Genomic DNA, 21,288 nt, shown 5'->3' with positions numbered 1-21,288 from the left:
TTTCCTCCTAAAATAATCCGCTTAGTTGTGAAATTAAATCCTGAGCTACAGATGCTAACTGAGATCCAGCAATAGAACCAGCAATCATGTAAACAAATGAGTTGATTACCATGGCAATCAAAGCACCGTAAATACGATCAAATGAGCTTCTTGATTGGCCAAAAACGATACTTGTGATAATTGAAATTGACCAGATAGCTGGAATCAAGGTTACAACGAACAAAATCAGAACAACTGAACCAACACTACTGCCGGCTAAGAATGCTACGATATCAAAAATTACCAGCAGGATAAGGATGGAACTACTGTAATGTGCGATGGCATTCATAAAGTCAACAAATCCTAGATTAGCAGCGATACCGGAAACGGCACGAGAAATTAGGTAGGCGACACCAACCATCGCGATTGCACCAATTAGGACTGTTAGAATCATTGCGATATAAAAGCCAGCGCCAATTGAATATGATGAAGTTGTTGCTGAAGACTCGCCACCAAATATTGAAGCGGCACTGTTAGCGTAGGTATTGGCAGCCGTGGCAGCTAATTGAACAAAGTGACCAACTCCTAAGGTAAATAGAAGTGCTTCAATTAAAAAAGTGATACATCCCGCAAATTTACCAGTTTTCTGAAATGCAAATGGTGATTTCCACGAACCAACCAACCATTTCCAGTAGCCCTGAGATGCTGCAGCCATACTGGCAGTGTCAATGGTGACACTAGCAGAACGATGCTGTGCTTGTTGTTGATTTTGTTGGTTGGTAGACTGTTGCTGACTAGCAGCTTGTTGTGGCTGTGCAGTGGTTTCATTGTTGACAGCCTCACGAGTAGGCGCAGTACTTGTTTGTGGAGCCTCACTAGCAGGTTGTTCCTCAACAGGTGCAGTTGGCTGAACAGGTGCGACGTTGCGTAAATCATATCCGCAACTGGTACAAAACTTAACATTGTCATCCATTTCAGCATGACAGTTTGGACAAATTTTCATAATTTATTCTCCTCCCGAATATTCATGAATAATAGCGAAATAACTAGAAATAATACTATTGAAATGCAATTATTATTTTATAATAAGTTAATTTTGATTAGTAGGCCTTGCCAGTAAATTCGTAGTTTTCTATTTACTGAGCAGCCTTTAAATCAGCCTTTGAAAGCAAATGCAGTTTGTTTTTCATTACCAGAATTCTGTAAACAGACTGATTAATTTGTTTTTCCTTGATGGTCCCATTTTTAACTGCGTTGGCAATCTCGGGGATGCCTTTTTGGTAATTATCACTCATTAGCATGTCATTACCCGCTTCAACGGCTAACAAATCTGGTGAGACGTTGTGTTGCTTGGCATACTTGGTGATGGCACCCATGGCTAAATCATCGGTTACAATGACACCTTTAAACTTGAGATTATTGCGCAACAAATCGTGAACTTTTGGAGATAGTGATGCCGGTAAATTGGGGTCGACAGCACTAATAACGATATGTGAAACTAGGACGGAATCGGCACCGTTTTTAATACCGGCCTTGAATGGTAAAAAGTCATTAGCTTGGAAATCTGCTAATGATCGGTTGGTGCTGGCAAAACCAGTATGGGTATCGCCAGCACTGCCATAACCAGGAAAATGTTTTAGAGAAGCAGCAACGTGTTGCTTTTGCATGGCTGTGACAACTTTACCCACGTAGGTGGCAGTTTCACTGTAGCTTTGACCTAATGTCCGCTTGTAGATAAAACTGCTGGTATCACTGGTGACATCGGCCACGGGAGCGAAGTTCCAGTTGATACCCAAACCGTGTAGAATTTTAGCGGTTTGTGAGGCTTCAGTTGTTGTGGTTTTTATTCCGCCTTTATTGTAAGTTTGCTGAGGTGATGGGAACTTACGTCCGTTTGTTAGCTTCGAGTTTGAACTGAGCCGGGACACTTCGCCACCTTCTTGATCTGTGCCGATCAGCAATGGAATTTTAACCGATTTCTGATAGCCATTAATTCGTTGTTTAAATTGAGATTTGGTTTGTTTTTCAAAGTCGGGTCCAAATAAGATAACAGCACCTAATTGGTATTTTTGTAAGATTGCATCCGTATCTGAAGGGTTAGTTTGTATGCGTGAGACGTACATTTGCGCAATTTTTTGATTGAGACTCATCTTGCTAATCGTTGTTTTGATTTGGTGCTTTGTGACGGTTTGAGATGCATGGACGCTAACTGGGATCATCAACATTCCCAGACACACCAACACGCCCCAAGTAAATTTTTTCAATTTTAAATCTCCCCCAAGTTAATAAATTCTTAAGAAAATCATAGCATGAAAACGAGTAGTCATGGGGGACTAAGAAAGAAATTCTAAAAAAAGAACGGCAATTGGTCAATTGCACGTTCCTAATATTAGTTTAATTTAGATTATTATAGATTCCAATACTGTTCGTCACCGTAATAGAGATGAGTTGAATCTTCTTCCCATGTGTCAAACTCAATTTCTTCTTGTTCAAGTTCATCATGAGCTCGTTCAAAGGCGTTAGTACCTGCCAGAAAATGCAGTGGTGGCTTTGGACTGTTGCTGATTTTGATAATTGCCTGTGCCAATAGCTCTGGCGATCCATCTTGTGTGCCAGAGAAGCCTTCCACTTTATCAACCGTTTGGTGAGCCGTGTCATCGTAATCCGCAATATTAGCGGGAGCTGAACGATGTGAACGACCAGCCCAATCAGTTCTAAATGGGCCGGGTTCAATATTGGTTACGTGGATTCCTAGTGGTTCGACCTCCTGATAAAGTGCCTTAGTGAGACCTTCTACGGCGTGCTTGGTTGCATTGTAAAACCCTAGTCCAGCACCACTGAGAATCCCAGCAACGGATGAAATATTGATGATGTTACCAGACTTCTGTTTGCGCATTGTTGGTAAAACAGCTCGGGTGACATTGACGAGGCCCCAAAAATTGGTATCCATTAACTGGTGCGCAACGTCAATCTCGCCTTCTTCAACTGAGCCAAAGTAGCCCCAACCTGCATTGTTAACTAGAACATCAATTCTACCAAATTTGGCAAGGGTTGCTTTGATTGCCTCATCGATTTGAGATTGGTTAGTTACATCTAACGTTAGTGGAAGGATGTTGTCGTTGTCTTTCCAATTTGCAATTTTTTCAACGTTGCGTGCAGTGGCAGCGATTTTAGCATCAGTTTGTTGCAGAGCTTCAACTAGTTGACGGCCAAATCCGGTAGAGGTACCGGTGATCAGCCATACTTTTGGTTCAGCCAAATGAATCACGTCCTTTTCATATTTGACGACAATTTTAACACTCAGTTGGAGTTGTTCACAAAAAAATTTGAATTCAAAAAATGTAAACACTACAAATGCTGATTTAACGGTAATTATAAGGAATCTCGTTTCAACGCTATTTGCGCAAAATGCGAATGAATTGTATTGACATTCCACTATTTGTTTGTATAATGGCATTAATCTCGAGAGAAGCAAACAGAGAGCCAGTAAGGCTGAGAGCTGGCGTTAAAAATGGCGAAATAAATGGACGGTTCCATTATCAACCGCAAGAGGCAATCCGTATCGGATTGTAAAGCTTGGGTGGAACCGCGTTAAAAAAGAAATTTGGCGTCCCTGGCACAGTAGTTTAAGGCTATTGTGCTGGGGACTTTTTATTTATCTAGAGAGCGGAGCTCATTTCGACTAGAAAGAAGTAAAAGTGACACAGTAAATCTTCAATGATCGTCGTGGGTTATGAGATCAGTGGTGATCGTGACTTATATGATGGGCATCTGTGTTGCGGAGCTCATTTCAGGTAGAGAGTGGAACACACCGGGTTGACTCTGGTGTGTAAGGTGAGATTGGCGATGGTCGCGGATTTTGCGACCGTTGGTAATCTTGCCTTACACGTTAAGAGTCAGGTGTGTAGAACTCGTTTCTGCTATTTAGGTGAGATTAACCTACCTGAGTATTAAACTATAATTTACTTATTTGTATTATTTTCGGGAACACATACTGTCAGTTATTGAGTTTAGCTTTTTTGGCATTACTTGTCGTAACGTGCTCGCAAGGGCAGAAGCCTAACGGTTAAGTCATTAAATCATCCGATCGAAGTTCACGATCAAATGATTTAATGACTTAACCCACGTCTTCTAACCGCCCTTGCTCGCACTTATAAAAATAGGAGGTACAACATTGGAAGAGCGGAAGTTATCACGATCGTTGCAGAGCAGACATATTCAGATGATTGCCATTGGCGGAGCCATTGGTACCGGACTGTTCTTAGGTTCTGGGAGCGCCATTCATAAAGCTGGCCCGTCCATTATTTTATCGTACCTGATCGTCGGCATTTTTTGCTTTTTCATGATGAGAGCTATCGGTGAACTTCTGCTCTCAGATTTGTCTAAACATTCATTTCTTGATTTTGTTAAAGTTTACCTCGGTGATCGAATGGAATTCGTCACTGGTTGGACTTACTGGTCTTGTTGGTTAAGCTTAGCGATGGCCGATTTGACTGCGACTGGTATTTATCTTAAATATTGGTTTCCAAGCCTGCCACAGTGGGTTGGTCCGCTTGTGATCATTATTTTACTTTTGATGGTTAACTTGGTTAACGTCGGGATGTTTGGCGAATTTGAATCGTGGTTCTCCATGATCAAAGTCATCGCAATTATTGCATTGATCGTTGTTGGGATCGGTATGACCCTTTTTCATTATCATTCAGGCACTACAACGGCTTCTTTTAGCAACCTTGTTTCACATGGTGGATTCTTCCCAACTGGTGGCTTGGGCTTCCTGATGTCATTCCAAATGGTTGTCTTTGCGTTTGTCGGCATCGAAATGGTTGGACTAACGGCTGGTGAAACTAAAAATCCTAAGAAGGACTTACCACGTGCAATTAATAGTTTGCCAATTCGTATTGGACTATTCTATATCGGTTCCATGATTGCCATCATGTCAGTTGCGCCTTGGAATAAAATCACGACAACTTCCAGTCCCTTTGTACAAGTGTTTTCTGGCATTGGAATTACAAGTGCCGCCGCAATTTTGAACTTTGTTGTTTTGACCGCAGCAATGTCTGCGACTAACAGTGCCATCTTTAGTACTAGTCGGACGCTCCATGCCCTGGCTAGTGGTGGTAACGCAATGCAGTCATTTACAAAGTTAAGCCGTCACATGGTACCTAACACCGCTTTACATTTTTCTTCAGGAATTTTGTTCTTAGTTGTCATTTTAAATTATCTAATGCCTGCTGGTATTTTTAATATGATTTCTGGAGTTTCTACCATCAACTTTGTGTTTGTATGGTTAATCATGTTGTGGTGTCACATCAAATTTCGGAAGGCGCACAAAGATGGTGTAAAGGAATTTCTGATGCCTGGGTATCCGGTTACTGATTATCTAAGTTTAATTTTCTTCGTTGCGGTACTCATCTTCCTGTTGCTGGATCCAGAACAACGCATTCCGTTGGCACTTTCATTGGTCTGGTTTGTAGCACTATTCATTGCTTACCAAATTAGGAATCGTAAATCAGCATAAAAATGCAGTGAAAAGGCTTAATTGAAAAGATGTGTGAAAAATTAAGATTTTTTAATTGATTTTTCATGTGGTTTAGCTATACTAAAGCGGATGTAACGTATAAAAGTGAGGTTAAGAGAATGGGTGAAAAGTTAAGAGTTGGTGTAATTGGTGCTACGGGGATGGTCGGCCAACGGTATGTAACGTTGCTAGCAAACCACCCGTGGTTCGAAGTTAAGGTTGTCGCTGCTAGTGCACATAGCGCTGGCAAGACATACGAAGAATCAGTGGCAGGACGTTGGAAGATGCAAGATCCAATTCCAGATGGTGTTAAAAATCTGGAAGTCTTAGATGTAACTGACATTGAGAAAATCACCTCACAAGTGGACTTTGTGTTCTCAGCAGTCAGCATGTCAAAAGATGAGATTCGTAAAATTGAAGAAGATTATGCAAAAACCGAAACACCTGTTGTCTCGAATAACAGCGCTCATCGCTGGACACCAGATGTACCGATGGTTGTGCCTGAAATTAATCCAGATCACACGGATGTCATTAAGTATCAGCGTGAACGATTGGGCACAAAGCGGGGCTTCATCGCTGTTAAACCAAACTGCTCGATTCAAAGCTATACGCCAGCACTTTCAGCATGGCGCAAATTTGAACCAACCCAGGTAATTGCCACAACTTATCAAGCCATCTCTGGTGCTGGCAAAACATTGGAAGATGCTCCTGAAATTATTGGTAACGTCATTCCTTATATTCCAGGTGAAGAAGCTAAGTCTGAAGACGAACCTTTAAAGATTTGGGGTCATGTAGATCCTGAAAAGAAGGCCATTGTTTCCGCTGAGACACCTGCAATTACTAGCCAGTGCTTGCGTGTCCCTGTTTTATATGGCCATACCGCAGCTGCTTTTGTGAACTTCAAGCAAAACCCTACTAAAGAAGAATTAATCCAAGCACTTGAAGAATACAGTGGCGAACCACAACGTCTTGGCTTGCCAAGTGCACCAAAACAGTTCATTCAGTACATGACAGACGATTTCCGTCCACAAGTACGCTACGATGTGAACTTTGAACATGGCATGGGTATTTCAATTGGTCGTTTACGCCCAGATAAGATTTTTGATTGGAAATTCATCGGTCTATCACACAACACGGCACGTGGTGCAGCGGGTGGAGCAATTCTTTGTGCGGAACTATTGAAGGCACAGGGGTATATTGAAGCAAAGTAATACAAGGTGTGGAACGAGGCGGTCAGAACTTGAGCATTAATTGAATAATTCAATAATCACCCGGTTTTGGTGATTGTTGAATTATTGGATTAAGCGGAGGGATCAGTTGCGTGCAACCCAGTTAGACAAGGTGTGGAATGAGACGGTTAGAACCCGAGCATTAATTGAATAATCAAATAATCGCCCGATTTTGGTGATTGTTTGATTATTGGATTAAGCGGAGGGATCTGTCTCATGCAACCCAGTTACTACAAAAAAATTCCACACTTTTTCAACGCAAAACGGTTATTTTTTAGAATAATCCGATTTAACAAAACCTTGCTATTTAAATTAACCGTGATATAATTTTTCTTGGATTGGGAGACGAGTCGCCTAGCTGATCGATAGAGATACTAAGACATAGGCTGAAATCTTAGTAATTAGTGATGCTAGTGCGGTACTACTCCCGAATATCCGCTTCCGAAATAAGGAAGTTCGGTTGGTTTCCGTTATTTAACCATAGAGGCAGGATTTCCTGTACGTTACCGTACATATCCTGTGAAAATGGGTGGAACCACGTTTAAATTGTTAATAACGTCCCTAGTGTCAATCATGATGCTAGGGGCTTTTTTTATATTAAAAAAGGAGAGAGACATATGGCACAAGTTCAAGTTTTATCACCAGATGGGTCAGTTCAAAAAGTTGACCGCGATTCACAAGAAGCATTGCAGGCATTGCGTCAAACAACTGCTTTATTAGCTAAGGCAGCATTGAAACAAGAATTCCCAGGAATTCGTTTGGGTGAAGATAACGCTACAGATGATGGATTCTTCATCGATTCAGATAAAGATGATGCACAGGTTTCAGCTGATCAGTTGGAAGACTTGGAAGCAGCCATCAAGAAGTTTGCTAAGGACGACGCTAAGATTGAATTAGCCACTGTTCCTTTGGATGAAGCTTTAGCACAAGCTAGTGATGATCAATTCTCAAACGAATTAATCAAAGCTGCTGCAAAAGACGGCCAGGTTGCTATCTATAAGGTTGGGGATGTGGTTGCTGTTGCTAATGCTGCAGTTTTGACATACGCTGACGCTATTAAGAACTTCAAGCTCTTGTCTGTTGCCGGTGCATATTGGCAAGGAATGTCATCTAACCCAATGCTTCAACGAATTTACGGCACTGTATTCTTTAAAAAGGATGCCCTGGAAGAGGACTTGAAGCGTCGTCAGGAAGCTAAAGAACGTGATCACCGTGTAATTGGTAACGATCTTGATCTCTTCTTCGTTGATCCTAAGGTTGGTGCTGGCTTGCCATACTGGATGCCAAAGGGTGCTACTATTCGTCGGACAATCGAACGCTACATCATTGATAAGGAAGTTGCTAACGGCTACAAACATGTGTACACTCCAGTTCTGATGAACCTAGATGTGTATAAGACTTCTGGTCACTGGCAACACTACCGTGAAGATATGTTTCCACCAATGGACATGGGGGATGGTGAACAACTTGAATTACGGCCAATGAACTGCCCTAGCCATATTCAAATCTTTAACCATCACATTCGTTCATATCGTGAATTGCCATTGCGGATTGCTGAACTTGGTATGATGCACCGTTATGAAAAATCAGGTTCTTTATCAGGGTTACAACGTGTTCGTGAAATGACATTGAATGATGGGCACACATTCGTTGCTCCAAACCAAATTTTGGATGAATTCAAGAGTATCTTGAAATTAATGATCGAAGTTTATCATGACTTTGATATTAACGATTACACATTCCGTTTGAGCTATCGTGATCCTAAGAACACTGAAAAGTATTTTGATGACGATGAAATGTGGAACAATGCCCAAACAATGTTGAAGCAAGCCATGGATGATATGGGACTTGAATATTACGAAGCTGAAGGCGAAGCCGCATTCTACGGTCCTAAGTTGGACGTTCAGACTAAGACTGCTTTGGGTAACGACGAAACGTTGTCAACAATTCAATTAGACTTCATGTTGCCTAAGCAATTTGACTTGAAGTATGTTGGCGAAGATGGACAGGAACATCGTCCAATCATGATTCACCGTGGCCTTGTGTCAACGATGGAACGCTTTACTGCTTACCTAACTGAAATGTACAAGGGTGCGTTCCCAACGTGGTTGTCACCAGAACAAGTTAAGTTAATTCCAGTTAAGGATGATGTTCACGGCGAATATGCCGATAAGCTTCGCAATGAATTTGCTGCAGCTGGCATTCGTGCTTCAGTTGACCACCGTAACGAAAAGATGGGCTACAAGATTCGTGAAGCTCAAACAAAGAAGGTTCCATATACTTTGGTTGTCGGTGAAAATGAAGTAAACGAAAACAAAGTAACTGTTCGTAAGTATGGTGAAACAGAGCAAATCACTAAGACAAAGGCAGAATTCTTAGACCAAATTTTAGCTGATTTGGCTACCTATTCACGCGAGGATTAGACAGCTGATAAGTCTGTTCAGACTTTGAACATTAATGAAAAAGATTCAGTAATCTTTGAATAGAAGATTACTGAATCTTTTGTTTTGAATGGAATAAATTTACTGTTTTTGGCAAAAAAACAATAAATTCAAAAGGTAGTGTATTTTTTTGACTATGCTAGAATGAAGTATGTAATGGGAGCAGTTGCACCGGCTCCTCATGAGTTGAAGCACCAGGTGGTGAGCTAATTATCTAAAAAGGTAATATCCAGTAAGCAATCATAAAATTAATTGCCGCTATGGATAAGTCCATCATAGCTGGTACCGCCTTTCCTCTATTAATCGTACCACTAATCATCACACCCTTTATCATGGAGTTTGTAATGTGTGATGCGTGTACTCTTATTCTTAGGATAGCTCACTAAGCCACTAAACTTAGTGATACTACATGTCTGATTTTAGCGTGTTTAAAATGTAAATCCGTGCACTAAATTTACCGGTTTTTACGTCTCTTTTACGTATTTTATAAAACCATTTTGCTAATTATTACAAAAATATTTCAAAAAATAAAGCGTTTCCATTGCTTTAATGACGGGAACATGATACTATACAATTACAGGAAAGGTAAGTTTTACGTGTTGCTGCTTTATTTAAGCCTTCTCACACAGAAACTCCTTGTATTACGTAACAAAATTACCACAAGTTTTAAGTTTTAAAGTAGTGCGTTTTAAGTTAAGATTTAAAGTTTGTTTTTTAGCATCGCAGATGTACTCATGAACCAGGATAGATTGACGTTACCCCTTATAGTTAGGCAGGTTGGTTAGCCAGCTAGATGGAACAAAGATCATTAACGAGTACTTTGTAGATTAGAACCATGTAACGAGCATCAAGAACCATGTACCGATAACCATAGAACCACGTTCCATGTAATGAGAAACAAGAGAACCAAGCACCATTAGAACCTGAACCAAGTAATAGAACCGCGAACCATATCCGAGTACCAAAAGTATCCAATTAGTTAAGGTGAACGGTGGATCGGTTACTTGAAACATCAGATCATGATCGGCCGTTCACAAAAGATCCCAAAGAAAGCTGTCGTTAGATGCGGGGATCCATCGTTACAGACGATAGTTAGAACCATTGAGGCGAAGACCAATAGATTTACAATTTAATAAACAATTAGGCAGTTGCACGTCACCTTCCTGTTGTTAAATGAATCGAGGCTAGAGAAGGGCCTCGATTTTTTTGTGTGAAATTTTTGACTATGTTACACTATAAGTCCTTGGCAGGGGCACAGAAACTTTTAGAAAAGTAAACGTTTTCTAAAAGTTTTTTTAATCTAATTTTAATCTAAATTAGATTTTAAACATCATATTTAGCAACTAGTAAAACGTTTTAATATCAAATGTTTATTAAATTTGAGAAAACAAGTTAGTTTATTGAAACAATTAAAAAAAGCGAAAAGGTTTTCATTTGCGTTACCTATCACAAATGGGGTATATTTATGAAGCGATACCAGGATGCGCACTTATTCAATCGAACTTTTCGGTAGCGCAAAAAAATAGTAAAGGGGTTATTGTCCATGTATGTTGCGATAAATGTTCTTGGACTGGTAGTATTTCTAGCCATTGGTTTCCTTTTTTCAAAAAACAAAAAAGGAATCAACTGGCGGTCAATTGCCATTATGATTGCTTTGAACCTTATATTGGCATGGTTTTTCACAAGCTTCTCAGTTGGTCGGGATGCCGTTAAGGCAGCCGCCGATGGATTTAATTGGTTAGTACAGGTTGCTTATCAAGGAATTGTCTTTGCTCTTCCTAACTGGGTTACACCTGAATTCGGAGGAACTGCAAAGTCACTTAACTTCGTCACAAGTGCACTTCTTCCAATTTTGATGATTGTCCCAATGTTCGATATTTTAACTTATATCGGATTCTTGCCATGGATCATCAAATGGATCGGCCGTGGATTATCATTTATCACTGGCCAACCTAAGTTCGAATCATTCTTCGCTGTTGAAATGATGTTCTTAGGAAACACTGAAGTGCTTGCCATTTCAGGTATTCAACTTCGTCAAATGAATGCACAACGTAACTTGACACTTGCCATGATGTCAATGAGTTGTGTTACCGCCTCAATTTTGGGTGCATATACTCAAATGGTTCCAGGCCAATTCGTTTTGACAGCTGTTCCGATTAACGTTATTAACTCGATCATTGTTACCAGTATGTTGAACCCAACCAAGGTTCCAGAAGAAGAGGATACAATTGCTAAAGTTGGATCTGAAGGTGAAGATTCAGATGGCAAACGTGAACCATTCTTCTCATTCTTGGGCGATTCAATTCTTGGCGCTGGTCGTTTGATCTTGATCATCACTGCTAACGTTATCGCCTTCGTTGCCTTAGCCGCTTTGATTGATAAGATTTTAGCCTTATTCTGGAAACCATTGTCACTTGAAAGCATCCTGGGTGTCATCATGTTCCCATTTGCATGGTTGATGGGATTGCCAGTCGATCAAGCATGGACACTTTCACAAGACATGGGTCTTAAGTTAGTTACTAATGAATTTGTTGTTATGGGTAAAGTTGCTGGTGACGTTATTAACGGTTACTCACCTCACTTACGTGCTGTATTGACAGTATTCTTAACATCATTTGCTAACTTCGGTACTCTTGGTATGATTATCGGTGCCTTTAAAGGTATTGTTAACAAGGAAAAGAACGATTTGATTGCCAAGAACGTTGGATTTATGCTACTTTCTGGTATTTTAGTATCATTACTCTCAGCCGGATTCGTTGGACTGTTTGTTTGGTAAAAAAATCAGAGTGTGAAACAACACGGTTAGATGCCGATATATAAGCCACGATCCTCATTGATCGCGGGACTATGCGGTCGATGAGAATCGTGGCTTATATGTTAGGCTTCTGTGTTGTTGAACACGTTTCAGCTACAAGTCATCCAAATATAAATTTCAAACACGCACAAAAAATTTTATAACTACTTAGAACCTGGGCAACCAGGTTCTTATTATCAACACAGAATTAAGCGCTTTCTAACAGGAGGAATGGAGTATGACATACAAAATTATTATGGATACAGACCCAGGTATCGATGATGCAGCGGCATTAACAATGGCTTTAAATGATCCAGAGATTGATTTGAAGCTTGTGACGGCCGTTGCTGGTAACGTGACAGTAGATAAGACTACTGCTAACGCCTTAAAGATCGTTCACTTTTTTGACAAGGATGTGCCGGTTGCAGCTGGAGCAAAGCAACCATTAATCAAGCCATTTGAAGATGCGGCACGAATTCATGGTGAATCAGGCATGCCTGGCTATGATTTTGGTGACGATTATGGGCAACCAATCGAAAAGAGTGCGGTTGAAGCATTACGTGATGAGATTTTGGCTGCTGACGAACCAATTACTTTGATTCCAACCGGCTCTTACACAAACATTGCGTTGCTGTTCTCACAGTATCCAGAAGTTAAAAAGAACATCAAGGAGATCATCGCGATGGGTGGTACCCTTAGTGAAGGTAACATGACCAGTGCCGCAGAATTTAACTGCTTTACTGATCCACATGCTGCTAAAATTATGTATGATTCCGGAATTCCGATCGTTATGGTTGGCTTGGACATTACACTTAAGGCACTCTTAACTCCAGAAACTTTGGATAAGTTAAGTACTTTGGGACGTGCCGGTAACATGTTGCACGGATTAATTACGCATTACAATGATGGTGATGAAAATGGTCACCCAATGCACGACGTGAACACGATCTTCTACCTGCTTCATCCTGAAGCAATTAAGACTGAAGAAATGTGGGTTGATGTCCAGACTGAAGGACCAGCAATGGGTGAAACAGTTGGCGACATTCGTGGTGCATATCATGATGGCAAGACTAATGCTAAGGTCTGTGTTGATATTGATACAGAATACTTCAACAAGTGGTTCCTTGAAGAAGTAAGCAAGATTAAGTAATCATTAAAAAAATAAACAACAATCCTCTCTAAACGGAGACAAAACCATGAAGAAATTCTTTGGTTATGTCTCCGTTTTCTTCTATAATGAGATATTGAATGATGTCGATGTTATTTTTGTGCGCCACGGTTGATTACAGTGCTAATTTAGGGTAAAGTAATACCGTACGTGAAACAAAAATTTGTTTCACAAATTGAAGGAGAAAAGTATGAATCCACAACAGTTTCGACAGGCACTGGCGGATCACGGAATTAATTTGACTGATCACCAGATGCAGCAGTTTCAAACATACTATGAAGACCTCGTGACTGGGAACGAACAGGTCAATTTGACAAGCATTACGGAACGTGATGAAGTATACCTAAAGCATTTCTACGACTCGATTACTCCAGCAATTGTTTCACCACAATTGCAAAACCAGTCGTTAACACTTTGTGACGTTGGTGCGGGAGCCGGTTTTCCATCGCTGCCAATTAAGATTGCCTTTCCTCAACTGAAAGTCACAATTGTGGATGCTTTAAATAAACGGATCAGTTTTCTAGAAAAACTAGTTGACCATCTTGGTCTAAGTGATGTAACTCTTATTCATGATCGAGCCGAAACGTTTGGCGCAAAAAAGAGTCAATATCGTGAGGCCTTTGATGTTGTAACTGCGCGTGCAGTAGCGCGTTTGTCAGTATTGAGTGAGTTGTGCATACCTCTTGTCTCAGTTAGTGGTATTTTTATTGCCATGAAGGCCAGTCAAGCTGATGACGAGATGACGGCTGCAAAGCATGCTGTCGAAGTACTCGGTGCAGAAGTTGCTCAAACAGAGAAGCTTTCGTTACCCGTTAATAATGAACCGCGCACAATGATTGTGATGAATAAGGTAACTAATACGCCAGATAAATATCCACGGCGTCCCGGCGTTCCAAATAAAAAGCCGATCAGTTAGCTGAAAAGGGGGATTAAGATGGCATTTTCACTATTCAATAGAAATAAAAAAAATCAACCTGCAACTAATCAGGTTGTTGAAGTGGAAGTCGCAAAGATCACTCCAAACCGGTTCCAACCACGTAAGGTGTTTGATCCAACGGCAATTAAGGAACTGGCGGAAACAATTCAGGAACATGGACTGTTACAGCCAATCATTCTGCGCGAGTATGAAGAAGGTAAATATGAGATTATTGCCGGCGAACGTCGTTATCGTGCAATTAGTGAATTAGGCTGGGAAAAGGTTCCAGCTATTGTTGAAAAAATGAACGATAAAGAGACTGCGTCACTTGCATTGATTGAAAACCTGCAACGTGAACAATTGAGCTCTGTGGAAGAAGCTCAAGCTTATCGAGATTTAATGGACTTGAACCATTTGACACAGACTGCATTAGCAAAGGGAATGGGAAAGAGCCAATCGTTTGTGGCCAACAAACTGCGGTTACTTAAGTTAATTTCTCCTGTTCAGAATGCTATCTTGGACAAACGAATTAGTGAACGTCATGGTCGTGCAATGCTAGAATTAAGCGAGGATCAACAAGGAGATGTTTTAATGCAGATCGTTAATGATAAGTTAACGGTTAAGCAGACTGAGGATTTAATCGCACAAATGATGGGCAAGGCGGTTGAATCAGAAGCGGTTGTCGATAAAGTAGCGCCAAAGAAAAAAGCAAAACGACGTGCGCGAAAAACTGCAAAGGGTACTGCTAACGATCCACGATTAGCTGTGAATACGATTAAACAGTCAATTAAGATGGTTCAAGATAATGGTATAACCATTAACACGCATGAAGAAGAAAAAGATGATCACTATGAAATCGTGATTGAAATTCCAAAGACTAGCGATTAGAAAGGCGGTAAATGAAATGGGATATGTGATTGCATTAGCCAATCAAAAAGGAGGCGTTGGTAAAACTACTACCAGTGTCAATCTTGGCGCTTGCTTAGCCGAAGCCGGGAAAAAAGTCTTACTGATCGACATCGATCCGCAGGGTAACGCTACCAGTGGTACCGGCATTTCCAAAGCGTCAATTGAACAAGATGTCTACGATGTATTGATTAACGAAACTCCATTGGAAGATGTTATCTTAAAGACAGTTCATGATGGCTTAGATATTGTACCTACGACAATCCAATTGTCTGGTGCAGAAATCGAACTTACATCAATGATGGCTCGTGAAACGCGCTTAAAGGATGCGATTGAATCAGTTGATGATAACTACGACTACGTCTTGATTGACTGCCCACCATCGCTTGGATTGCTAACCATTAATGCATTTACTGCCAGTGATTCGATTTTGATCCCAGTTCAAAGTGAATATTATGCTTTGGAAGGCCTTAGTCAGTTATTAAATACAATTAAACTAGTTCAAAAACACTTTAATCCGGATCTGAAGATTGAAGGCGTGTTGATGACGATGTTCGATGCACGGACTAACCTTGGCCAGCAGGTTAATGAAGAGGTTAAGAAATTCTTCGGCGACCAGGTCTACGAAACAATTATTCCTCGTAATGTTCGTTTGGCTGAGGCACCAAGCCACGGACTACCAATTATTGATTATGATCCAAAGTCCAATGGGGCTGAAGTTTACCGTCAACTTGCAAAGGAAGTGTTAGCAGCGCATGGCAAATAGTAAAAAAGGACTTGGCCGTGGAATTGAGGCATTATTCGAAGACAATGATGTAGCGGCGAGTGAAGAAAATGTCGAAGAGGTAAAAATTAGTGAAATCCGTGCGAACCCTTACCAGCCACGACGAATTTTTGATTCCAAGGCATTAAAGGAACTAGCATCTTCCATTGAAAAATCAGGCGTCTTCCAGCCAATTATTTTAAGACGACCAGATAAAAAACTGAAGCGTTATGAAATTATTGCTGGTGAACGTCGGTTCCGTGCTTCGAAGCTAGCCAAAAAAACAACAATTCCGGCCATCATCCGTGAAATGAATGACGAACAAATGATGGAAGTTGCCGTTTTGGAAAACTTGCAACGTGAAGACTTAACACCACTTGAAGAAGCTCAGGCCTATGCTAACTTGATGGATAAACTGTCATTGACGCAAGCAGAAGTAGCAACCAGACTGGGTAAAAGCCGGCCATATATTGCTAACTACTTACGATTACTTGGATTGCCAAAAATGATCAAGGATATGTTGCAGGCAGACCAGCTATCAATGGGTCAGGCACGAACATTGCTTGGATTGAAAGACAAGGATAAACTAGTGGCGTTGGCAAAACGCACTGTCAAACAAAACTTAACTGTGCGTCAACTTGAAGTCGTCGTTAACCAAATGAATGGCGCAATGAAGAAAAAGGCCAATAAAAAAGAATCGAAAAAGTCTGTATTCACAAGAGCAGCAGAAGAACAATTGCAATCAAAATTCGGCACAAAGGTTGCACTAACCCAATCAAACAAGCAAGAAGATGCGGGCAAGATCGAAATCCCTTATCTATCAAATGATGATTTGAGCAGAATTTTGGAGTTGCTGGATATAGATTTAAATTAGAGTGTGAGGAACCCCGGGTAGATGCGGTCATATAAGATGCTTAATCATAAAGCGCAGGGCTTTGCGCTTTGTGATTAAGTAGCTTATATGTCTAGCATCTGGGGACTCGAACACGTTTCCACTAAACTGTTGCAAAGTGGTCCAAACATAAAACAAAAGCAAAAAAGGAGGCCTCTACCATGTACGATAAAGGTGATGTAGTAATGATGAAGAAACAACACCCATGTGGCAGCAATGAATGGGAGATCATTCGAATGGGTGCGGATATTAAGATCAAGTGCCTCGGTTGTGGTCATGTCGTTATGATGAGCCGCCGCAACTTTGAAAAAAGAATGAAAAAGGTACTGAGAAAAGCAGAGTCTAACGAAGACTAAAAATAAAAGAAAGAGTGAATTAACAGATGGCGTTAACAGCAGGAATCGTCGGTTTGCCAAACGTTGGTAAATCAACCTTATTTAATGCAATTACTAAAGCGGGAGCAGAAATGGCTAACTACCCGTTTGCAACGATTGATCCAAACGTGGGGATGGTAGAGGTTCCTGATAAACGTTTGGATCGGATTCAAGAATTAATTCCAGCTAAAAAAGTAGTTCCGACAACCTTTGAATTTACTGATATTGCCGGAATCGTTAAAGGTGCCAGCAAGGGTGAAGGTCTTGGTAACAAGTTTCTTGAAAATATTCGTCAGGTTGATGCGATTGTACACGTTGTGCGGGCATTCGATGATGACAATATCACCCATGTGACTGGTAAGATTGATCCAATTGATGATATTGAAACAATCAATTTGGAATTGGGATTATCCGATCTTGAAGCTGTTGATAAGCGTCTGGCTAAGGTTCAACGTGCTGCCAAGGGTAGCGATAAAGAAGCCAAGGCTGAATTAGCTGTTCTAGAAAAAATTAAGCCAGTCCTCGAAGCTGGCAAAGGCGTGCGGACAATTGATTTTTCAGAAGACGAACTTCCAATCGTTAAGGGACTATTCCTACTGACTTCAAAACCTGTATTGTATGTGGCTAATATTGCCGAAGATGACATGAGTGATCCTGATGGTAACAAGTACATCCAATCGATCCGCGACTACGTTAAAGATGAGGGCGCAGAGGTAATCGGTGTCGCTGCTGCAAGTGAAGAAGAAATCGCTGAAATGGACGACGATGAAAAGTCTGAGTTTCTAGAAATGGAAGGCGTTGAAGAACCAGGATTAAACCGCTTAATTCGTGCTTCATACAAATTATTAGGCTTGGAGACATTCTTCACCGCTGGTGGTAAGGAAACTCGTGCCTGGACGTATAAGAAGGGAACGAAAGCACCACAAGCGGCCGGAATCATTCACTCAGACTTTGAAAGAGGCTTCATCAGGGCAGAAGTAATGAGCTTTGAAGACTTAGACGAACACGAAACCCAAGCAGCAGTGAGAGAGGCCGGCAAGTTAAGACTTGAAGGCAAGGATTATGTCATGCAAGATGGGGATGTGGTTGAGTTTAGGTTCAACGTCTAGAGTGTGAGAGCCCCCGGGTAGGTGCGGTCATATAAGACGCTTTGGTCAAAAACGCCTGGTTTTGGCGATTTTGATCAAAGTGACTTATATGTCTAGCACCTGGGGGCTCGAACACGTTTCCACAAAATAGCAGTAAAAGTGATCCAAACAATGTTTTAAGTACTCGAACAAAGTAACAAACGAACCAATCCAAACCTAACCAGCAAAAAAATAAATCGGAGGTACCATCATTGAGTGAAAATAACCAACCGCGTAATGCGGCAGCCGGCAGTGCCCAACGTGAGCGAGTTCATCAAGATAACGCAAACGAACACCGTCAATTTAGTGAATATGGGCTAACAAAGCGTAATGAGGAATTTATGTTCCAATTAAACAAGCAGTTAGACGAACAAGGAATTAAAGAAGATAAGAAGCCAGATGCCATTCAAACAACCATTGATGCTTTGCTTGAAGGCCAGAAGAAGGGCGACACTGCCAAGCGTTTGTTTGGCACCCCAACTGAAAAGGCTGATGAACTAATCCATGGACCAAAGCAACCAGTTGGTGGTCCACGGGAACAAAGCAGTTTTAAACTGTTAGCAATAGATAATGGACTAATGTTCTTTAACATTTTTGCAATTATGTTTGGATTGATGGGTGTCTTTTCACCTAAATCATTATCAAATCAAGGCAGCATGTCAGGCACTAGTGGTATTTTAGCCATTATTTTAATTGCAGTATTTGGTGGTATGTTGTTTGCTTGGGTTAGCAAGACAATTCAACCAGCACCAAAGGGCAAGCCTCAACATAATATCTGGTACAAAATTGGGGTTGTTGCATTAGCACTGGTTGTCTGGATTGGAATTTACTTTGCCGTCGGATTTATGCCAGCACGTGGAATCAACGCTCAATTACCTGGATTTGTTTATATCATCTTGGCAGTTGCAGGTTTTGCCGGAGACATCTACCTGCGTCGCCGTTACCACATTGTTGGTGGTGCATTCGGAAGTCAACCTCGTCAACAGCAACAACGTTCACGTCGTTAAAAATAAATCACGTATTTTGAAAACACTTCATTTAATTAATGTTCGTGTTTTAACGGAATACGTGATTTTTTTATTTGAAAATGAAAAAATGATGAAAATTAAGAAAAAGTATTTGACCATTTGCACTAAGGCTGGTAACGTAGTACCAATTAAATGAATAGGGGTGCTAAAGTAATGTCAAAATGGGAAACAAAATTTGCTAAAAAAGGTTTAACGTTCGACGATGTACTATTAATTCCGGCCGAGAGTCACGTTTTACCGAATGAAGTCGATTTGAGCGTTCAATTAGCAAAGAATATTAAGTTACACGTTCCTTTTTTGAGTGCAGGGATGGATACAGTTACGGAAAGTGCTATGGGAATCGCCATGGCATTGCAAGGTGGCATGGGTGTTATTCACAAAAACATGTCAATTCAGGCACAAGCTGGTGAAGTTGCAACTGTTAAAGGTGTCGATTTAACAGGTAACTTTGATAAGGCTGCTGTTGATGATAATAATCGTTTGTTAGTTGCTGCCGCAGTTGGTGTTACAAGCGATACGTTTGATCGCGCTGAAGCTTTATTTAAAGCAGGTGCTGACGCCATTGTGATTGATACTGCCCATGGTCATTCAGCAGGCGTTTTGCGTAAGATTGCTGAAATCCGTGAACATTTCCCTGAAGCAACCCTGATTGCTGGTAATGTTGCCACTGGTGAAGGTGCTCGTGCCCTTTATGATGCCGGTGTTGATGTTGTTAAAGTTGGTATTGGCCCTGGTTCAATTTGCACAACCCGTGTTGTAGCCGGTGTCGGTGTTCCTCAAATTACGGCCGTATATGATGCTGCGTCAGTGGCTCAAGAGTACGGTAAGACAATCATTGCCGATGGTGGGATCAAGTATTCTGGCGATGTTGTCAAAGCACTTGCAGCCGGCGGTAACGCCGTAATGCTTGGCAGCATGTTCTCAGGAACTACTGAAGCACCTGGTGAAATCTTCGAAGACAACGGCAAACGATACAAGTCATACCGTGGTATGGGTTCGGTTGCCGCAATGTCACAATCTCACGGTTCATCAGATCGCTACTTCCAAGGTGGCGTCAATGAAGCCAACAAGTTAGTTCCCGAAGGTATTGAAGCCCGCGTTGAATACAAGGGCGATGTAACGGATATCATCTTCCAATTGGTTGGTGGCCTCCGCTCAGGAATGGGATATGTAGGAGCACCAGACATTGCAACCCTAATCAACAATGCACAATTCGTACAAATTTCAAATGCCGGCTTAGTAGAATCACATCCACATGATGTACAGATTACTAAGGCTGCTCCTAACTATAAGTAGAGTGAATTTAAAAACGGGTTGACCCGTTTCATATAACCAAAAAAATGACGTATCACCGGTTTATGGTGATGCGCCATTTTTTTGGTTATATGATGTGGGTCAGTTTTTAAATTCACGTTTCAGCTATAAAAATACAAAGTGCTCGGGTTTGGTGATACGCGACTTTTCTGTTTATATGATGTGGTTCAGTCTTTAACTTCACGTTTCAGCAAAAAATTAAAAGTGATCCGGTTTATGGTGATGCGCCATTTTTTTGGTTATATGATGTGGTTCAGTTTTTAAATTCACGTTTCAGCTATAATAATTAAAAGTGACCAATTTATACCGATGAAAAAACAAATTTATCACTCAACTTTCACGTTCCCATAGCAAACAAACGTCACACAGCGTTACAATTTCGATTGAGTATTCATTTAAAAAGAGGAGAATTTAACTATGACGAATGTAATAACATATGGTACTTTTGATTTACTACACAAGGGTCACGTTCGCCTTTTACAACGTGCTGCGGCATTAGGAGACCATTTAACGGTCGGATTATCGTCGGACGAATTTAATGCGATTAAAGGCAAAAAGGCTTATACATCATTTGAAGATCGAAAGTATATTTTAGAGGCAATTAAATATGTAGATGAGGTTATTCCTGAAACGAATTGGGATCAGAAAATTAAAGACGTTCAGAAGTACAACATTGACGTTTTTGTGATGGGTGATGACTGGAAGGGCAAATTTGATTTTCTGAAAGATTACTGTCAGGTTGTTTATTTGCCACGAACAACTGGTGTTTCAACAACTAAAATCAAAAGCGATCTTCACGAGTAACTGCAATGAATAGATCTATTTTTAATGCGGCTTGT

The 21,288-nt window shown here is 40.9% G+C and carries 17 protein-coding genes; 14 read left to right on the top strand and 3 right to left on the bottom strand.

The annotated features are described in order from the left end of the window. Positions 1-7 precede the first annotated feature (7 nt). The 3 genes from FD16_RS07790 to FD16_RS07780 all read right to left on the bottom strand — a co-directional run bounded on the left by FD16_RS07790 (position 8) and on the right by FD16_RS07780 (position 3,238). Positions 8-982, bottom strand: a complete 975-nt coding sequence (locus FD16_RS07790) for a zinc ribbon domain-containing protein (protein WP_010622557.1) — start codon at positions 980-982, stop codon at positions 8-10. Positions 983-1,115: 133 nt separating this feature from the next. Further along, the gene (locus FD16_RS07785) at positions 1,116-2,243 is read right to left on the bottom strand and encodes a glycoside hydrolase family 3 N-terminal domain-containing protein (RefSeq protein ID WP_029508400.1); all 1,128 of its coding nucleotides are present in this window, start codon (positions 2,241-2,243) and stop codon (positions 1,116-1,118) included. A 143-nt stretch (positions 2,244-2,386) separates the two neighbouring features. Beyond that, positions 2,387-3,238, bottom strand: a complete 852-nt coding sequence (locus FD16_RS07780) for an oxidoreductase (protein ID WP_010622559.1) — start codon at positions 3,236-3,238, stop codon at positions 2,387-2,389. Positions 3,239-4,201: 963 nt separating this feature from the next. On the opposite strand from FD16_RS07780, the gene FD16_RS07775 reads away from it, so the two are divergent. The 14 genes from FD16_RS07775 (at position 4,202) to tagD (ending at position 21,253) form a co-directional block, all read left to right on the top strand. After that, entirely contained in the window at positions 4,202-5,497 is a 1,296-nt protein-coding gene (locus FD16_RS07775; RefSeq protein ID WP_050899281.1) for an amino acid permease, read from the top strand. A gap of 119 nt (positions 5,498-5,616) precedes the next feature. Next, positions 5,617-6,708: an aspartate-semialdehyde dehydrogenase gene (gene asd, locus FD16_RS07770; protein WP_010622561.1), complete on the top strand. Its 1,092-nt coding sequence runs from the start codon at positions 5,617-5,619 to the stop codon at positions 6,706-6,708. Between the two features lie 635 nt (positions 6,709-7,343). Next, positions 7,344-9,149: a threonine--tRNA ligase gene (gene thrS / locus FD16_RS07765; protein ID WP_010622562.1), complete on the top strand. Its 1,806-nt coding sequence runs from the start codon at positions 7,344-7,346 to the stop codon at positions 9,147-9,149. A 1,561-nt stretch (positions 9,150-10,710) separates the two neighbouring features. Next, entirely contained in the window at positions 10,711-11,943 is a 1,233-nt protein-coding gene (locus FD16_RS07760) for a NupC/NupG family nucleoside CNT transporter (protein ID WP_010622563.1), read from the top strand. A gap of 256 nt (positions 11,944-12,199) precedes the next feature. After that, positions 12,200-13,111, top strand: coding sequence for a ribonucleoside hydrolase RihC (rihC, locus tag FD16_RS07755; RefSeq protein WP_010622564.1), 912 nt, complete (start codon positions 12,200-12,202; stop codon positions 13,109-13,111). Between the two features lie 208 nt (positions 13,112-13,319). Continuing rightward, positions 13,320-14,045 carry a 16S rRNA (guanine(527)-N(7))-methyltransferase RsmG gene (gene rsmG, locus FD16_RS07750; RefSeq protein WP_010622565.1) on the top strand — a complete coding sequence of 242 codons (726 nt, stop codon included), beginning with the start codon at positions 13,320-13,322 and terminating at the stop codon, positions 14,043-14,045. An 18-nt stretch (positions 14,046-14,063) separates the two neighbouring features. Beyond that, positions 14,064-14,933: a nucleoid occlusion protein gene (gene noc, locus FD16_RS07745; protein ID WP_010622566.1), complete on the top strand. Its 870-nt coding sequence runs from the start codon at positions 14,064-14,066 to the stop codon at positions 14,931-14,933. 16 nt (positions 14,934-14,949) lie between these two features. Then, positions 14,950-15,717: a ParA family protein gene (locus tag FD16_RS07740; protein ID WP_010622567.1), complete on the top strand. Its 768-nt coding sequence runs from the start codon at positions 14,950-14,952 to the stop codon at positions 15,715-15,717. Beyond that, entirely contained in the window at positions 15,707-16,588 is an 882-nt protein-coding gene (locus FD16_RS07735) for a ParB/RepB/Spo0J family partition protein (protein ID WP_010622568.1), read from the top strand. Before FD16_RS07740 ends, FD16_RS07735 begins: the two co-directional genes overlap by 11 nt. 179 nt (positions 16,589-16,767) lie before the next feature. Then, complete coding sequence (locus FD16_RS07730; protein WP_010622569.1) at positions 16,768-16,962, top strand: DUF951 domain-containing protein; 195 nt, start codon at positions 16,768-16,770, stop codon at positions 16,960-16,962. A 26-nt stretch (positions 16,963-16,988) separates the two neighbouring features. Next, positions 16,989-18,089 carry a redox-regulated ATPase YchF gene (gene ychF / locus FD16_RS07725; RefSeq protein ID WP_010622570.1) on the top strand — a complete coding sequence of 367 codons (1,101 nt, stop codon included), beginning with the start codon at positions 16,989-16,991 and terminating at the stop codon, positions 18,087-18,089. A gap of 230 nt (positions 18,090-18,319) precedes the next feature. Further along, positions 18,320-19,114: a DUF1129 domain-containing protein gene (locus FD16_RS07720; protein ID WP_010622571.1), complete on the top strand. Its 795-nt coding sequence runs from the start codon at positions 18,320-18,322 to the stop codon at positions 19,112-19,114. Between the two features lie 174 nt (positions 19,115-19,288). Next, positions 19,289-20,431 carry an IMP dehydrogenase gene (gene guaB / locus FD16_RS07715; protein WP_010622572.1) on the top strand — a complete coding sequence of 381 codons (1,143 nt, stop codon included), beginning with the start codon at positions 19,289-19,291 and terminating at the stop codon, positions 20,429-20,431. 435 nt (positions 20,432-20,866) lie between these two features. Then, on the top strand, positions 20,867-21,253 hold the full coding sequence (gene tagD, locus FD16_RS07710; RefSeq protein WP_010622573.1) for a glycerol-3-phosphate cytidylyltransferase: 387 nt from the start codon (positions 20,867-20,869) through the stop codon (positions 21,251-21,253). The last annotated feature ends 35 nt before the right edge of the window (positions 21,254-21,288 follow it).

Source organism: Paucilactobacillus suebicus DSM 5007 = KCTC 3549, from assembly GCF_001434475.1.
In the GTDB taxonomy this organism is placed as follows: domain Bacteria; phylum Bacillota; class Bacilli; order Lactobacillales; family Lactobacillaceae; genus Paucilactobacillus; species Paucilactobacillus suebicus.
Note: the sequence above shows the minus strand (reverse complement) of the source record. Positions and strands in the feature narration are given on the sequence as shown.

Excerpts from the sequence above, each read along its gene's own strand:
- FD16_RS07790 (WP_010622557.1), bottom strand. The coding sequence starts at position 982 with ATGAAAATTTGTCCAAACTGTCATGCTGAAATGGATGACAATGTTAAG.
- FD16_RS07775 (WP_050899281.1), top strand. The coding sequence starts at position 4,202 with ATGATTGCCATTGGCGGAGCCATTGGTACCGGACTGTTCTTAGGTTCT.
- asd (WP_010622561.1), top strand. The coding sequence starts at position 5,617 with ATGGGTGAAAAGTTAAGAGTTGGTGTAATTGGTGCTACGGGGATGGTC.
- thrS (WP_010622562.1), top strand. The coding sequence starts at position 7,344 with ATGGCACAAGTTCAAGTTTTATCACCAGATGGGTCAGTTCAAAAAGTT.
- FD16_RS07760 (WP_010622563.1), top strand. The coding sequence starts at position 10,711 with ATGTATGTTGCGATAAATGTTCTTGGACTGGTAGTATTTCTAGCCATT.
- rihC (WP_010622564.1), top strand. The coding sequence starts at position 12,200 with ATGACATACAAAATTATTATGGATACAGACCCAGGTATCGATGATGCA.
- rsmG (WP_010622565.1), top strand. The coding sequence starts at position 13,320 with ATGAATCCACAACAGTTTCGACAGGCACTGGCGGATCACGGAATTAAT.
- noc (WP_010622566.1), top strand. The coding sequence starts at position 14,064 with ATGGCATTTTCACTATTCAATAGAAATAAAAAAAATCAACCTGCAACT.
- FD16_RS07740 (WP_010622567.1), top strand. The coding sequence starts at position 14,950 with ATGGGATATGTGATTGCATTAGCCAATCAAAAAGGAGGCGTTGGTAAA.
- FD16_RS07735 (WP_010622568.1), top strand. The coding sequence starts at position 15,707 with ATGGCAAATAGTAAAAAAGGACTTGGCCGTGGAATTGAGGCATTATTC.
- FD16_RS07730 (WP_010622569.1), top strand. The coding sequence starts at position 16,768 with ATGTACGATAAAGGTGATGTAGTAATGATGAAGAAACAACACCCATGT.
- ychF (WP_010622570.1), top strand. The coding sequence starts at position 16,989 with ATGGCGTTAACAGCAGGAATCGTCGGTTTGCCAAACGTTGGTAAATCA.
- guaB (WP_010622572.1), top strand. The coding sequence starts at position 19,289 with ATGTCAAAATGGGAAACAAAATTTGCTAAAAAAGGTTTAACGTTCGAC.
- tagD (WP_010622573.1), top strand. The coding sequence starts at position 20,867 with ATGACGAATGTAATAACATATGGTACTTTTGATTTACTACACAAGGGT.